This is a genomic window from Streptomyces sp. NPDC033229, assembly GCF_055576875.1.
Window position 1 is genome coordinate 43,220 of the sequence record NZ_JBVIQR010000030.1, and the last position, 13,021, is coordinate 56,240.

At 72.5% G+C, this 13,021-nt stretch carries 12 protein-coding genes; 7 read left to right on the forward strand and 5 right to left on the reverse strand.

The features are described from left to right. Positions 1-216: 216 nt before the first annotated feature. Together ACZ53N_RS24815 and ACZ53N_RS24820 are read left to right on the forward strand one after the other, a co-directional pair. Positions 217-375: a hypothetical protein gene (locus ACZ53N_RS24815; protein ID WP_469142989.1), complete on the forward strand. Its 159-nt coding sequence runs from the start codon at positions 217-219 to the stop codon at positions 373-375. Positions 376-829: 454 nt separating this feature from the next. Beyond that, positions 830-1,048: a hypothetical protein gene (locus tag ACZ53N_RS24820; RefSeq protein WP_469142990.1), complete on the forward strand. Its 219-nt coding sequence runs from the start codon at positions 830-832 to the stop codon at positions 1,046-1,048. A gap of 420 nt (positions 1,049-1,468) precedes the next feature. On the opposite strand, the gene ACZ53N_RS24825 is transcribed toward ACZ53N_RS24820, so the two are convergent. Next, entirely contained in the window at positions 1,469-3,148 is a 1,680-nt protein-coding gene (locus ACZ53N_RS24825) for a FadD3 family acyl-CoA ligase (protein ID WP_469142991.1), read from the reverse strand. Between the two features lie 153 nt (positions 3,149-3,301). Between ACZ53N_RS24825 and ACZ53N_RS24830 the strand changes: the two genes are divergently transcribed. The 4 genes from ACZ53N_RS24830 to ACZ53N_RS24845 all read left to right on the forward strand — a co-directional run bounded on the left by ACZ53N_RS24830 (position 3,302) and on the right by ACZ53N_RS24845 (position 6,510). Next, positions 3,302-4,453 (forward strand): lipid-transfer protein, encoded by a 1,152-nt coding sequence (locus ACZ53N_RS24830; protein WP_469142992.1) that lies wholly within the window; start codon positions 3,302-3,304, stop codon positions 4,451-4,453. A gap of 6 nt (positions 4,454-4,459) precedes the next feature. Continuing rightward, positions 4,460-4,924, forward strand: a complete 465-nt coding sequence (locus tag ACZ53N_RS24835) for a Zn-ribbon domain-containing OB-fold protein (protein ID WP_469142993.1) — start codon at positions 4,460-4,462, stop codon at positions 4,922-4,924. Continuing rightward, on the forward strand, positions 4,921-5,688 hold the full coding sequence (locus ACZ53N_RS24840; protein WP_469142994.1) for an enoyl-CoA hydratase/isomerase family protein: 768 nt from the start codon (positions 4,921-4,923) through the stop codon (positions 5,686-5,688). The genes ACZ53N_RS24835 and ACZ53N_RS24840 overlap by 4 nt, the downstream gene beginning before the upstream one ends. A 63-nt stretch (positions 5,689-5,751) precedes the next feature. Then, positions 5,752-6,510 (forward strand): hypothetical protein, encoded by a 759-nt coding sequence (locus ACZ53N_RS24845; RefSeq protein ID WP_469142995.1) that lies wholly within the window; start codon positions 5,752-5,754, stop codon positions 6,508-6,510. Positions 6,511-6,579: 69 nt separating this feature from the next. Here the strand turns inward: ACZ53N_RS24845 and afsK are convergent, their stop codons facing one another. Both afsK and kbpA read right to left on the reverse strand, forming a co-directional pair. Beyond that, a complete protein-coding gene (gene afsK / locus ACZ53N_RS24850) occupies positions 6,580-9,126 on the reverse strand; it encodes a protein serine/threonine kinase AfsK (protein WP_469142996.1) in 2,547 nt (848 codons plus the stop codon). A gap of 235 nt (positions 9,127-9,361) precedes the next feature. Beyond that, on the reverse strand, positions 9,362-10,165 hold the full coding sequence (gene kbpA, locus ACZ53N_RS24855; RefSeq protein ID WP_469142997.1) for an AfsK-binding protein KbpA: 804 nt from the start codon (positions 10,163-10,165) through the stop codon (positions 9,362-9,364). 282 nt (positions 10,166-10,447) lie between these two features. On the opposite strand from kbpA, the gene ACZ53N_RS24860 reads away from it, so the two are divergent. Continuing rightward, the gene (locus ACZ53N_RS24860) at positions 10,448-11,095 is read left to right on the forward strand and encodes a TetR family transcriptional regulator (protein ID WP_184733958.1); all 648 of its coding nucleotides are present in this window, start codon (positions 10,448-10,450) and stop codon (positions 11,093-11,095) included. A 130-nt stretch (positions 11,096-11,225) separates the two neighbouring features. Here the strand turns inward: ACZ53N_RS24860 and ACZ53N_RS24865 are convergent, their stop codons facing one another. Together ACZ53N_RS24865 and ACZ53N_RS24870 are read right to left on the reverse strand one after the other, a co-directional pair. Further along, entirely contained in the window at positions 11,226-11,681 is a 456-nt protein-coding gene (locus tag ACZ53N_RS24865; RefSeq protein WP_469142998.1) for a nitroreductase family deazaflavin-dependent oxidoreductase, read from the reverse strand. Positions 11,682-11,701: 20 nt separating this feature from the next. Further along, on the reverse strand, positions 11,702-13,015 hold the full coding sequence (locus tag ACZ53N_RS24870) for an acyl-CoA dehydrogenase family protein (protein WP_469142999.1): 1,314 nt from the start codon (positions 13,013-13,015) through the stop codon (positions 11,702-11,704). Positions 13,016-13,021 lie beyond the last annotated feature (6 nt).

Sequence of the window (13,021 nt, forward strand, 5' to 3'; positions counted from 1 at the left end):
CCTTTCACGTGGCCGTTCATCGATCGTTTATCGCGGCACGCCAGTCTGATGCATGTCGATCCGTCGCGTCGGGGGGCAGGCGGGTCGTAGGTGAGGCCTCACCTCTAGGGTGAACAGCCCTTATGCCCGTCCGGCGGTCCTCGGGGGAGTCGCCGGGCGGGTTGCGCAATCCCCATCACACCAAACGACTCGCACTGACCATCGGAGTTGATCGCCATGAGCGACGACAAGAAGACGCTCAAGCCCGTCATCGCCACACCGCAGGACGACCACGCCACCGGCGGCACGCTCGCCGTTCCGCTGGACGACCACGCGACGGGTAAGCCGCCGTTCGTGGTGCAGGACGATCACGCCACGACCGAGAAGCCTTTCTGAACGAGCGCATCTGATCGCTGAGCAAAATTGATCGAGCGCACCTGATCGGTCGGGAGTCCCGACCCGGGGGGGCATGCGGACCTCCCGGCCGATCAGCAGTCCCTCCCGGTGGAGCACGGGGGAACACGGGGGAGCACGGGGGAACGAGTTCCACCGGGGGGACGTGTAACGGGGGACCGACAGGGGCCGGCGTCGACGGCACGGAGGGGGAGCCGTCGACGCGGGCCCCTGCGGCGTTGTCGCCCACGCGGCGTACGGGCGTACGTGAGCCGGTGCCCATACACACCGCCCACGCCCGTACGCCGCGAAGCCGCGATCTCGCGGCCCCTCGCTGCGACGCGATGCTCAACATGGCCCGGAGCCGCTGCTTTCCGGCCCGAAACCGCGTATGCCCGCTTCCCCGCCGATACGTTCACTGAAGAAGTGCACAGCCACCCCCAGCAGAGGAGTCACCATGACGCGCACGATGACCCGCACCAAGAAGGCTCTCGCCATATTCGCCCTCGCGGCGGTCGGTGTGGCCGTCGCCACCCTGCCGGCCGCGGCCGACGACCACACCACCTCCCAGGGGCGCGGCGTGCTGGCCCTGCAGTCGCCTGCGGGCAACGGTCCGCAGGACGACCACACCACCGGGGGCGCCGACGACCACACCACCGATGTCCGACTGGGCTGACGCGCGCCCGTCCACATCGTCGATCCGGTAAGGCCCCTGGCCGGTCCGGTAGGACCGCGGCCGACCCGTTAGGCCCCCGGCCGACCCGGCTCCGGTCCATCCGGTTCTGGTCTGTCCGGTTCCGGTCTGTCCGGCGATCGCTCCGGGCGGTCGGCGCGCGAAGCGCCCGGCATCGGCGAAGGTCGCACCCTGCGGGAGGCGCGGCCGGTCAAGAACATCGCGGCTCCGCCCGGTCGACACAAGGACCGGACGGGGTACGTCCACCCGACCGCGCCCCTCCCACCCGACGCCGGGGCGAGTGCCGCCACAGGCGCCCCGGCAAGGGCGCCCGTTCGACGGGCGCCTCCGACAGGCACGTTTGCGGGGCTCCCACGGAGGCCGCCACCCTTCGACGGACGGCGACATCAGGCCACGGGACCACTACCCGCCCGAGCCCGGACCTTCCGGCCCGTGTGCCGCTCCCATGGCCCCACCACGCTCCCGCAACTGCCTCTTGAGAACCTTCCCCGAGGCGTTCCGCGGTAGCCCGGTGACGAATTCGACCGCGCGCGGGACCTTGTAATGGGCCATCTGCCGACGGGCCCAGACGATCAACGTGTCGGCCGTCAGGGCCTCTGCGGCCGCCACGTCCGACGGCTGTGCCCGTCGCACCACGAACGCCTTGCCCACCTCGCCGAGACGCTCGTCGGGGACTCCGACGACGGCGACCTCCGCGATCTGCGGGTGCCGGGCCAGCGATTGCTCGACCTCGGCCGGGTACACGTTGAAGCCGCCGACGATGAACATGTCCTTGAGCCGGTCGGTGACCCTGAGGTTGCCCTCGGCGTCCAGGACGCCGATGTCGCCGGTGTGCAGCCAGCCGGCGGAGTCGATGGCTTGGGCGGTGGCCTCCGGATCCTCGAAGTAGCCGCACATCACCTGGTATCCCCGCACGAGGATCTCGCCGGGCTCGCCGGGCGGCAGCGCCGTGCCGTCCGGCCCCACCACCTTGACCTCGGTGTCCGGGATGGGCCGGCCCGATGTCCCGGCGACGACCTCGGCCGAGTCACCGCGCCGGCACATCGTCACCACTCCGGTCGCCTCGCTCATGCCGTAGGCGGTCAGCACCGTCGCGATCCTCAGCTCGGCACGCAACCGGTCGACCAGACGGCGGGGCACGACGGCCGCTCCCGTCACCACCAGCCGCAGGGGCGACAGATCGTGTGCACGCCGGGCCGGATGGTCGAGCAGCGACTGGTGCAGTGTGGGCGGACCGGGCAGCACCGATATGCGCTCGGCCGTGATGTTGGCCAGCACCGTTTCCGCCGTGAAGACCGGCTGCGGGATCATCGTCGCGCCACGCATGAGGCTGGCGATGACGCCCGCCTTGTAACCGAAGGTGTGGAAGAAGGGGTTGACGATCAGATAGCGGTCCCCTTCCACCAGTCCGGCCAGCTCGCTCCAGACTCCGAAGGTCCGCAGCGTCTGCGCGTGGGTGACGACCGCCCCTTTGGGCTCGCCCGTGGTGCCGGACGTGAAGATGATGTCGGAGGGGTCCTCCGGCCCGATGGTGTCGGCCCGGGCCCGTACGGCCGCACCGGGTATCGCCCCGCCGGCGGTGAGGAACTCCTTCCATGTGCGGAAGTCCGCCGGTGCGTCCTCGGCCAGGACGACGACATCGCGCAGATGCGGCAGACCGGACAGCGGGCCGCCCTTTCCGCCCTCCGCCGCACCACCGGCGGCGGCGCGCAGCGCGGCGACGTACGACGTGCCGAGGAAGGTGCCGGTGATGAACAGCAGCCGGGCGCGGGTGCGCGCCAGGACCTGAACCGCCTCGGCACCCTTGAAGCGCGTGTTGACGGGGACGAGGACCGCACCGGCGGTGACGGCGCCCAGGGCGGAGACGATCCAGTCCAGGGAGTTGGGGGCCCAGATCGCGACGCGGTCGCCACGCTCGACCCCGGCGGCGAGGCACGCGGCGGCCGCCCGCTCGACGCGCTCCCCGAGCCGCCGGTAGCTGAGCCGGGTCCTGCCCTCGACCACGGCCTCCCGGTCGGCATGCCGCCGGGCGGCTGTGCGGACCAGCAGGGGTATGGAGGTGAATTCCAGATCGCCGCGCATCGCATGCCCTCCCCCGCGCCTGGCCGGGTCGGCCCCTCGGGCGGGCAGCTCTCCGACCGGCCGGCCACCCGGCCCCATAGCTGACTCGTCGTCAGATTAGCGATACCCTTCCGCGCTGTCAGCAGTGTGCACACCGACAGCACGGAGGTGGCGATGGCGGCAACGCTCAAGGACGCTACTGCGATCGTCGGCATAGGACAGACCCCCTTCGCCAGACAACTTCCCGCCGCTGAAAAGACCTTGGCCTGTCGCGCGATCATCGCCGCGCTCGATGACGCGGGCATCCGGCCCTCCGAGGTCGACGCCTTCGCCTCCTACACGATGGAAGAGACCGACGAGGTCGAGATCGCCAAGGCCATCGGGGCGGGTGATGTCACCTTCTTCTCCCAGGTCGGCTATGGAGGCGGCGGCTCCTGCGCGACCATCGCGCACCTGGCCCTCGCCGTCGCCACCGGACAGGCGACCGTCGGCGTCGCCTGGCGCTCCCGCAAGCGCGGCTCCGGCCCCCGGCCGTGGCGCAACACCCGGACCCAGCTCCCCACCCCCGGCCAGTGGACCCGGCCGTACGGGCTGCTGAGACCTGTCGACGAGATCGCGATGCTCGCCCGCCGCTATATGCACGAGTACGGCGCCACCCGCGACCATCTCTTCAACGTCGCGCTGGCCTGCCGCAACCGTGCCAACCAGAACCCCGCGGCGATGATGTACGAGCGACCGCTGACCCGCGAGATGTACATGGACTCGCGCTGGATCAGCGAGCCGCTCTGCCTTTTCGACAACTGTCTGGAGACGGACGGGGCCCTGGCCTGCGTCGTCGTCTCCGCGCAACGCGCCCGCGACTGCCGCCGCCGCCCCGTGTACGTCCATGCCGCGGCCCAGGGCCTGCCCGCCCAGCACCACGGCATGGTCAACTACTGGACCGACGACCCGCTGACCGGCCCCTCCTGGACCGCCGCCCGCCACCTGTGGAAGAACGCCGACTTCGGCCCGCAGAGCGTGGACGTCGCACAGATCTATGACGCCTTCACCCCGCTCATACCGCTCTCCCTGGAGGGCTACGGCTTCTGCGGGCGCGGAGAGGGAGCGGCCTTCTCCGAAGGCGGTGCGCTCGAGATCGGCGGCCGGCTCCCGATCAATACGGCGGGCGGCGGGCTCAGCGAGGCCTACGTCCATGGCTTCAACCTCATCAACGAGGGCGTCCGGCAACTCCGCGGCAGCTCCACCGCACAGGTCCCCGACGCCACGACATGCCTGGTCACGGCAGGCGAGGGAGTCCCCACTTCGGCACTTCTGCTGAGGAGTTGAGTGCTCATGTCCTCCATCATGAAGGGCACCACTGACAACGGGCCGCTGCTGCCCGTGCCGGACGAGGACGGCTCGCCCTTCTGGGAGTTCGCCGCCCGCGGTGAGCTGCGCGTTCAGTTCTGCGCCGGGTGCCATGAGCCGCGATTCCCGCCCCGGCCCTGCTGCCCGCGCTGCCAGTCGTTCGACAGCGAGTGGCGTCTGACGAGTGGCCGCGGCCGCATCTGGTCGTTCGTCCGGCCCCACCCACCCCTGCTGCCCCCTTACACCGACCAGGCCCCGTACAACGTGATCGTCGTCGAGCTGGCCGACGATCCGCGCATCCGTCTCGTCGGCAATCTGGTATCCGCACCCGACGCGGCACTCGACTCCGTCGACCCGGCCAGGCTGCGCATCGGCGCCCCCGTCGTCGTCGCCTTCACCGAGCTGGCCGAGGGCGTCAGCGTGCCCCGCTGGCTGTTGGAGCGCCCATGACGGTGCGCACGGAAGCCGCCGGGGACGGCGTCACGCTCGTGAGCCTCGACCGGCCCGAGCGGCACAACGCCATCGACCTCGCGACGGCCGCCCGGCTGAGCGCCCTGTGGCGCGACCTCCGTCGCGACGACACCGTGCGGGCGATCGTGCTCACCGGCGCCGGGGACCGCGCGTTCTGCACGGGTCTCGATCGTGCGGCCCGCGTCCCGCAGCCGGCCTCCCCGTACTGCCTGGACGACCCGCTGCTGACGATCGGCCCCAAAGCCGCCGACCTGTGGAAGCCGGTCGTCGCCGCGGTCGGCGGCATGGCCTGCGGCGGGGCGTTCTATCTGCTCGGCGAGGCCGAGTTCATCGTGGCCTCGGAGAACGCCACGTTCTTCGACCCGCACACCTCGTACGGCATGGTCAGCGCCTACGAATCAATCTCGATGGCCCAGCGCATGCCCTTCGGCGAGGCGGCCAGACTGGCGCTGATGGGCACTGCGGAGCGGCTCTCCGCGCGCCGCGCGTACGAGATCGGCCTGGTCTCCGAACTGACCCCGTCCGGCGAGGCCGTCGCCGCGGCCCTGCGCGCCGCCGCCGTCATCGCGTCCTACCCGACCGAGGCGGTGCAGGGCACCGTGCGCGCCGTGTGGGCGGCGAGGGAGGCCGCACGCGAACGGGCGCTCGCCCTGGCACCCCATCTGATCTCCCTGGGCAATCTGCCGCCGGACCGCCAGGCGGGGCTCTTCGCCGCCCGTGACCGGGAGTACCGCCTGCGCTGAGCGGCGGCGGACGGTCAGCGGCTGCGGATGGCGGGGGCCACGGCGCGGACGTAGCGTCGTGTCATGGCGACGTTGCGCAACGCAATCGGCTCCCTGGTGGCGCTCGCCGGCGTGGTGGCCATCGTCTGGAGCCCCTTCCGCCCCTGGTACGGCGACCGGCGGGGGAAGGACTACCTCGTCGTGGACCTCTTTCGCGCCGACGGTGTCACCGGGGACCACGCCCGGCTGGTCAGCTCGCTTCTCGCACCGATGCTGATCACGGCACTCGTGACGCTGATGGGGCTGGTGCTGCGGTCACGGCTGCTCGTCGGCCTGACGGGCATGGTGGTACTCGCCCTCACGGTGCTGTGGGCCGTCCGGCAGGGCCAGGCGGCGGGCTCCCTCACGGTCGGGGCCCGCGGCGAGGGGCTGAACACCGGTGTGGCCACGGCCGCCGTCGGCGGCGCCGCGCTGCTCCTGGCCGCCCTCGTCATGCCCGGCCGCCGTCCCCGCCACGCCGACGCCTTCGCGCCCGCCCCGATTCCCGAGCCGCCACTCGGCGCGTACGACCCGATCCCCGAGCCGTCGCCTGACGCGTACGACCCGATCCCCGAGCCGCCGCCCGGCGCGTACGCCCCGACGTCCGAGCCACCGCCCGGCCCGTACGACCCGATCCCCGAGCCACCGCCTGACGCGTACGCCCCGTACGGCGACCAGAACAGCACGCACAGCGCGCCCGGACCCTACGACGATCCGCAGGCGCCCTACGACACCCAGCCTCTCCCCTCCCCTCCGGCGGCCACCCCGCCCCCTTGGCCCGCCCCGCCTCCCGACACCCGGTGAGACGCCGGTCCCGACACCCGATGACGTCCCGGCGGCGGGCACATGGCGGGGCCGGCCGACCAGGTCGGCTCAGCGGCGGGACAGCCCCGTGCCCTTGGCCGCGTCCAGGGCGTAGACGCAGCGGTCCTTGCTGCACGCGTAGACCACACCTCCCGTCGCCACGGGTGAGCCCGTGATCTCACCGCCCGTCGCCAGCTTCCAACGGAGCTGTCCGCCCGCCGCGTCGACCGTGTACAGACAGTGGTCGGCGGAACCGAAGTGGACCCTGCCGTCGGCGACGACGGGGGCACCCACGACATCGCCGCCGGCGGCGAAGCGCCACTTGGGTGTGCCGGTGACGGCGTCCAGGGTGTACAGCGCCCCGCCGCTGCCCAGGTGCACGGATCCGGCCGCCACGAGCACCGGCTCCGTCGACTGGCGGGCCTCCGTCGCGATGCGCCAGCGGTCCCGGCCGGTCGCCGCGTCCAGGGCGTAGACGGTGCCCAGATAGTCGGCGATGTAGACGCCGCCGCCCGTCACAGCGGGTCCGGGCGCGAAGGCGGGCGGGCTGAGGAAGACGGCCGGCGCCTCGAACCGCCAGCGCACGTCCCCGCGGGCCACGTCGATCGCGAGCACGCGCGTGCCCGCCGCGACGTACACGACCCCGTCCGGTGCCGCCAGCAAGCGCACCGGCACACCACCGCACGAGGCGGCGTCGCCGATCGGGTACGACCAGCGCTCCGCGCCCGTACGGGCCTCGAGTGCCTTCAAGCGGGCGTCGGCCCACACGTACACCGTGCCGTCCTGGACGAACGGCCCGCAGTCCGGCGTCTCGAAGTCGGTCTGGAGACCGCCCGCCTCCCACAGCAGTTCGCCGTTGGCGGCTTCCCACGCCTGCACGCCCCCGCCGCGCGTACCGGTGACGATCGTCCCGTGGTCGGCCTTGAGGGAGTAGACCCAGCCGTCCGTCGCCAGCCGCCAGTGCTCGGCGCCGTCGGTGGCGTCCAGCGCGTACAGCGTCGGCCCGTCCGAGGCGTGGATGCGGCCGTCGGCAACGGCCATCGCCCAGGCGACGTCCCGGGTCTTGAACTGCCGCCGACCGCTGGCCACATCGAGGGCGTGCACCTCGAAGGACGTGACGTACAGCAGATCGCCGGCGACCGTCGGGGTGCCCCAGACGTCATTGGACATCCTGAACCGCCAGGGTCGCCAACGCCCCGGCTCGCCCTGGGCGTTGGCTCCGGTGTCCGGTGTGGGCGCCGGGTTCTGCACGGGCACGGCCGCGGGCGCCCCGGCCGGGGGACGCACCCAGCCGGTCGCGGGCCCGGTGCCCGTCTGGGCTTGCGACTCGCGCGCGTCGGCGACCCGGGGGCCGGGGCCGATCGGCACCTGCGAGCCCGGGAGCCGCACGGCGCCGTCGGGGGCGGACGCGACGGGCGCGGCGGCGTGCCGGCCCTGCGCGCCGACGGGTCCGGTGGCGGCGGCCACGTGCGGGCCGCCCAGGCCACCGCGCGGGTCCCGCGCGCCGACCATGCCGGACCGGCCGGAGGCAGCACCGACGGCCCCGGCTCCTGCCGCGTGTCCCTCGCCCCAGCCCGGGCCGCTCCTCGCGTGCCCGCCCTGCGGGTCGTACGACGCGGCGGGGCCGGGCGCCGGGGTCGGCGGCTGCGGAGGCCGCGGCGGGGCACTGGGACGGCTCCTGGCGCCCCTGGCCCCCGCGCCCGCCGCCGCGGGCCGGTGCCCGGCCCGGCGCTGCTCGATCAGGGAGACGGCGTTGTCCGGCAGCCAGGCCGAGGCGGTGCCGCTGTCGTCACCGCCGCCGGAGGCGAAGAGGTGCGGAGCCAGCTGCGACTGCAGGTCCGCGGGGCTCGGCCGGTGCTCCGCCGTCATCTGCATGCACGAGTCGATGAGCGGGCGCAGCTCGTCCGGCAGCCCGCCGAGGTCGGGGCCCTCGCGGAGCAGCATGAAGACGGTCTCCACCGGGTTCGCGCCGTGGAAGGGCGCGTGCCCGGTCGCCGCGAAGACCAGCGTCGAGCCCAGCGAGAAGATGTCGCTGGCGCCCGTCACGCTCCGGGAGTCCCGCGCCTGCTCGGGTGACATGTACGCGGGGGTGCCGACCGCCACGTTGGTCATCGTCAGCCGGGTGTTGGACACACCGGAGGCGATTCCGAAGTCGATGACCCGCGGCCCGTCCTCCACGACCAGCACGTTCGACGGCTTGAGGTCGCGGTGCACGAGCCCCGCACCGTGGATGGACTGGAGCGCTTCCGCGATCCCGGCCGCCAGCCAGCGCACCGCCTGGGCCGGGAGCGGCCCGCACTCATTGATTATTTCCTCGAGCGAGGGGGCGGGCACATACGCGGTGGCCAGCCATGGCACGGCCGCCCGTGGATCGGCGTCGACGACGGCGGCGGTGTAGAAGCCGCTGACCGCGCGGGCCGCCTCCACCTCGCGGGTGAAGCGCACCCGGAAGAGCTGGTCCTCCGCGAGCTCCGTGCGCACCGTCTTGATCGCGACCCGTCGGCCGGACGCCGAGCGGGCGAGATAGACCAGCCCCATGCCGCCGGCACCGAGTCGGCCGAGCACCTCGAACGGGCCGATCCGTCTCGGGTCGTGCTGCGTAAGCTGCTCCACCACTTGCCTGCCACCTCCCCGTGGGGGCTTGAAGGGTTCCAGCCCCGTGCAGCGCATCACCGCGAATTATCCCGGGGTACGCAACCTGATTCTTCCTGGCGAAGGCCACGGTTGCGAACCCGGGGCACGCTTCGCCGTGTCTCCACCACATGCGGAACGTCCCGTCCCGCACCCCTCCCCGTCGTCTCGGTCGCTCCCGTCCCCAGCTCTTCGCACCGGCCCGTGGGCCGTCGCTCCGCTATCCCTGCAGCACCCGTGAGAGGTCGATGACGGCGAAGCTCGCGCCCTGGTCGTCGGCCAGCACGGCGAAGCGTCCGTAGGGCGTGTCCTGCGGCTCGCGCAGTATTCGTCCGCCCAGGCCGACCGCCGCGTGCGCCGCCGCGTCGCAGCCGTCGACCACGAAGTACGTCAGGAAGTGCGCGGGCATCTCCGCCGGGAAGCTGTCGTCGAGGACGGCCCGGCCCCCTACAGCATGCTCCGAGGCGGCCGGTTTCCCGGCGGGTGTCCACATGGCGAACTCCATGCCCGCCTCTTCGCTCAGATCCGTCGAGGTGAAGCCGAAGGCCGCCTCGTAGAAGGCGTCGACCGACTTCGGGTCGCGGGTGTACACCTCGGTCCAGCCGTAGGAACCGGGCTCGCCGCGCAGCTCGAAGCCGTGGTGGCTGCCCGCCTGCCAGACGCCGAAGACCGCCCCGTCCGGGTCCGCGGCCACCACCATTCTGCCGAAGTCGGCTATGCCCATCGGTCCGACGATGATCCGGCCGCCCGCGACCTCGATCCGGCCGGCCGTGGCCACGGCGTCGGACGAGGCGAAGTAGACACCCCAGGCCGTCGGCATCCGGCCGTCGGTCTTGGGCACCAGGGCCGCGACCTTCTTCCCGTCGCGGGAGGCCTGGGTGTAGTAGCCGAACCGGGCGGTGCCGACGTCGAAGGTCCAGCCGAGGAGCTCACCGTAGAAGCGCTTGCCCGCTTCGAGGTCCGGCAGAGTGACATCCGCCCAGCACGGCACGCCGTCCGGGAATGCGTCCGAGTCCGTACTCATGGGTCGGCTCCTTCCATGCCCGTTCCCGAGGTGTTACGACTGCCACGCTATAGGGGGATCATGGATCTCGCGCGGCCTGTGGATAACCATGGGGCGGTGCCGCTCGACGGCGTTGTCCACAGCCTGTTGATAAGAGGATTCACCGGTACGGGCCAATCCGCTCCGCCCTCCCTCACAACCCCCACAACCCCCCTGATCAGGGGGTACACCCCGCCCCGCACCCCCGCCCCCATTTGCATGCGGCCGAATCGCGCTCCGATCACCCCTCGGTAAGCTGACGGCATGACAGGACAAGTACGCACCGTCGACGGCCGGGTGGCCGGACGACGCGGACAGGCGACGCGGCAGAAGCTGCTCGACTGCCTCAGCGAAATGCTCAGCTCCTCGCCCTATCGCGACGTCAAGGTCATCGACGTCGCCCGTAAGGCCGGCACTTCTCCCGCGACCTTCTACCAGTACTTCCCCGACGTCGAGGGCGCTGTCCTCGAGATCGCCGAGGAGATGGCGAAGGAGGGCGCGACCCTCACCGAACTCGTCGCCGGGCGTTCCTGGGTCGGCAAGTCCGGCTGGCAGGCCGCGGAGGAACTCGTCGACGGCTTCCTCGGCTTCTGGCGCAAGCACGACGCCATCCTGCGCGTCGTCGATCTGGGAGCGGCCGAAGGCGACAAGCGGTTCTACAAGATCCGCATGAAGATCCTCAACGCCGTCACCAACTCCCTCACGGACTCGGTCAAGGAACTCCAGTCGAAGGGCAAGGTGGACAAGGACGTCAGCCCGGCGGCGGTCGCCGGTTCGCTCGTCGCGATGCTCGCCGCGGTGGCCTCGCACCAGAAGGGCTTCCAGAGTTGGGGAGTCAAGCAGGCTGAACTGAAGCCCAACCTGGCCCTCCTCGTCCACCTCGGCATCACGGGCAAGAAGCCGACCAAGTAGCGCCGTAGCGCGCCTCGCACGTCCTGTCATCGCAGCGGCGGGCCATCCGGGGCTCGGCCCCGGGCGGCCCGCCGCGGCGCGATCCGGCAGCGGACGTCACTTCCCGCGCACCGCTCACGATGTCGCGCGGCTACCTCTGTTCCAGCCGGAAGAGCCGGATCTCCCGCTCCACACGCGCCTGATAGCGCGCGTACGGAGGCCAGAATTTCACCACCGCCGCCCACGCGGCCTCCCGCTCCGCCCCGCGCAACAGCCGCGCCCGTACGGCGATGTCCCGCCGCCTCCAGCTGATCTCCGCGTCCGGGTGCGCCAGAAGATTCGCCGTCCAGTCGGGATGGCCGGGACGGCCGAAGTTGCTGCCGATCAGGATCCAGCTGCCGGGACCGTCGCCCTCGGGCATGCAGGCGAGCGGCGTCCGCCGGGGCAGTCCGCTCTTCGCACCCCTGGCCGTCAGCAGGAGACTCGGCAGCATCTGGGCGCTGAGCAGCACCTTTCCGCCGGTCAGACGGTGCAGGGTCCGGTCGAGCGCCGGCACGAAGTGCGGCGCGACCCGGGCGAACGCGCGGCTCGAGGACAACTTCTGCACGAGGCGTACCACTACGGCCGTCACAGGGCCACCGCTTCCCGGCCCGCACCCGCGCCAAACAGCCCCGCCGCCTCCGCCGCGCAGTCCCGCAGCCGGTACACGGGCCCGAAGAGCAGCTCGTCCGATGCGGCCCGCTTGAAGTACAGCTGCACATCGTGTTCCCACGTCACGCCGACACCTCCATGCAGTTGGACGGCTTCTCCCGCCACGATCCGCGCCGCTTCCAGCGCTTGGGCCAGCGCGAGCCCGGCGACGACCTTGGCGCTCTCATGCCCCGGCGGCGAATCGGCCGCGGCCGGAGCCTGGGGCCGCCCCTCGCCCCGCCCCGGACGAGCCCCGACATCCGGCCGGCGGCCCACGGCCCATGCGGCGTAGTACGCCGCCGAGCGTGCCGCTCGCACCGCCACGTAGAGGTCCGCCAGCCGATGCTTGACCGCCTGGAACGACCCGATCGGCCTGCCGAACTGTTCCCGCACGCGCGCGTACTCCACCGTCCGCTCCAGCGCCCGCTCCGCCGCTCCCACCGCTTCGGCCGCCAGCACGGCCGCCACGAGCTCTCCCACGGCTGCCAGGGCGCCACACACGTCGTCGCGGAGGGCGGGGGCGGAGTCCGGGTCCGCGCCCAGCAGCTCGGCCTCCGTGTCCCGCAGCTCTATCCGGGCCTGCGGCCGGGTCTCGTCCAGGACGGTCTGCCGCGTACGGACCACACCGCGCGCGTCCGTCGGCCGCACGGCGAACAGCAGGGTGCGGCTGCGCGCGTACCCGCCGACATGCGCCGCGACGAGCAGGAGGCCGGCACTGTGACCGTCGAGCACCTGCCGGGCCTCGCCGTACAGCCGCCAGCTCCGGCCGCCCTCCACCGGCCGCCCCTGTACACCGCCCGCCCGGCCGCCACCGGACCATGCGCCGTTGTTCGGCCCGGTGAGCCCGAGGGCCGCCGGCAGCGTGCGGCCCGGGACCGCGAGCGTCGCCGTCAGCTCCCCGGCCGCGAGCCGCGGCAGCAGCTCCGCGCGCTGCCGGGACGTGCCCAGGGCCGCCACCAGGGGCGCCACCAGGCCCGCCGTCGCCAGCAGTGGCGAGGGCAGCAACGCCCGGCCGGTCTCCTCGCCTGCCAGCGCCAGATCGGTCGGCCCGCACCCCACACCCCCGTACCGCCGCTCCACCGCCAGGCCGGGCAGCCCCAGCTGCTCACCGAGACAGCGCCACAGGCTCTCGTCGTAGCCGATCCCGGTGCGGACCGCGGCCTTGACGTCGTCCGGGCCACAGCGTTTGAGCAGCAGTTCACGCAGAGTGCGCCTGATCCGGTGCTGCTCCTCGCTCAGCGAGGCGTCCATCGGCGA

What these genes read in the sequence shown, in the direction of transcription:
- ACZ53N_RS24815 (WP_469142989.1), top strand. Translation starts at nt 217, where the DNA reads ATGAGCGACGACAAGAAGACGCTCAAGCCCGTCATCGCCACACCGCAG.
- ACZ53N_RS24820 (WP_469142990.1), top strand. Translation starts at nt 830, where the DNA reads ATGACGCGCACGATGACCCGCACCAAGAAGGCTCTCGCCATATTCGCC.
- ACZ53N_RS24825 (WP_469142991.1), bottom strand. Translation starts at nt 3,148, where the DNA reads ATGCGCGGCGATCTGGAATTCACCTCCATACCCCTGCTGGTCCGCACA.
- ACZ53N_RS24830 (WP_469142992.1), top strand. Translation starts at nt 3,302, where the DNA reads ATGGCGGCAACGCTCAAGGACGCTACTGCGATCGTCGGCATAGGACAG.
- ACZ53N_RS24835 (WP_469142993.1), top strand. Translation starts at nt 4,460, where the DNA reads ATGTCCTCCATCATGAAGGGCACCACTGACAACGGGCCGCTGCTGCCC.
- ACZ53N_RS24840 (WP_469142994.1), top strand. Translation starts at nt 4,921, where the DNA reads ATGACGGTGCGCACGGAAGCCGCCGGGGACGGCGTCACGCTCGTGAGC.
- ACZ53N_RS24845 (WP_469142995.1), top strand. Translation starts at nt 5,752, where the DNA reads ATGGCGACGTTGCGCAACGCAATCGGCTCCCTGGTGGCGCTCGCCGGC.
- kbpA (WP_469142997.1), bottom strand. Translation starts at nt 10,165, where the DNA reads ATGAGTACGGACTCGGACGCATTCCCGGACGGCGTGCCGTGCTGGGCG.
- ACZ53N_RS24860 (WP_184733958.1), top strand. Translation starts at nt 10,448, where the DNA reads ATGACAGGACAAGTACGCACCGTCGACGGCCGGGTGGCCGGACGACGC.
- ACZ53N_RS24870 (WP_469142999.1), bottom strand. Translation starts at nt 13,015, where the DNA reads ATGGACGCCTCGCTGAGCGAGGAGCAGCACCGGATCAGGCGCACTCTG.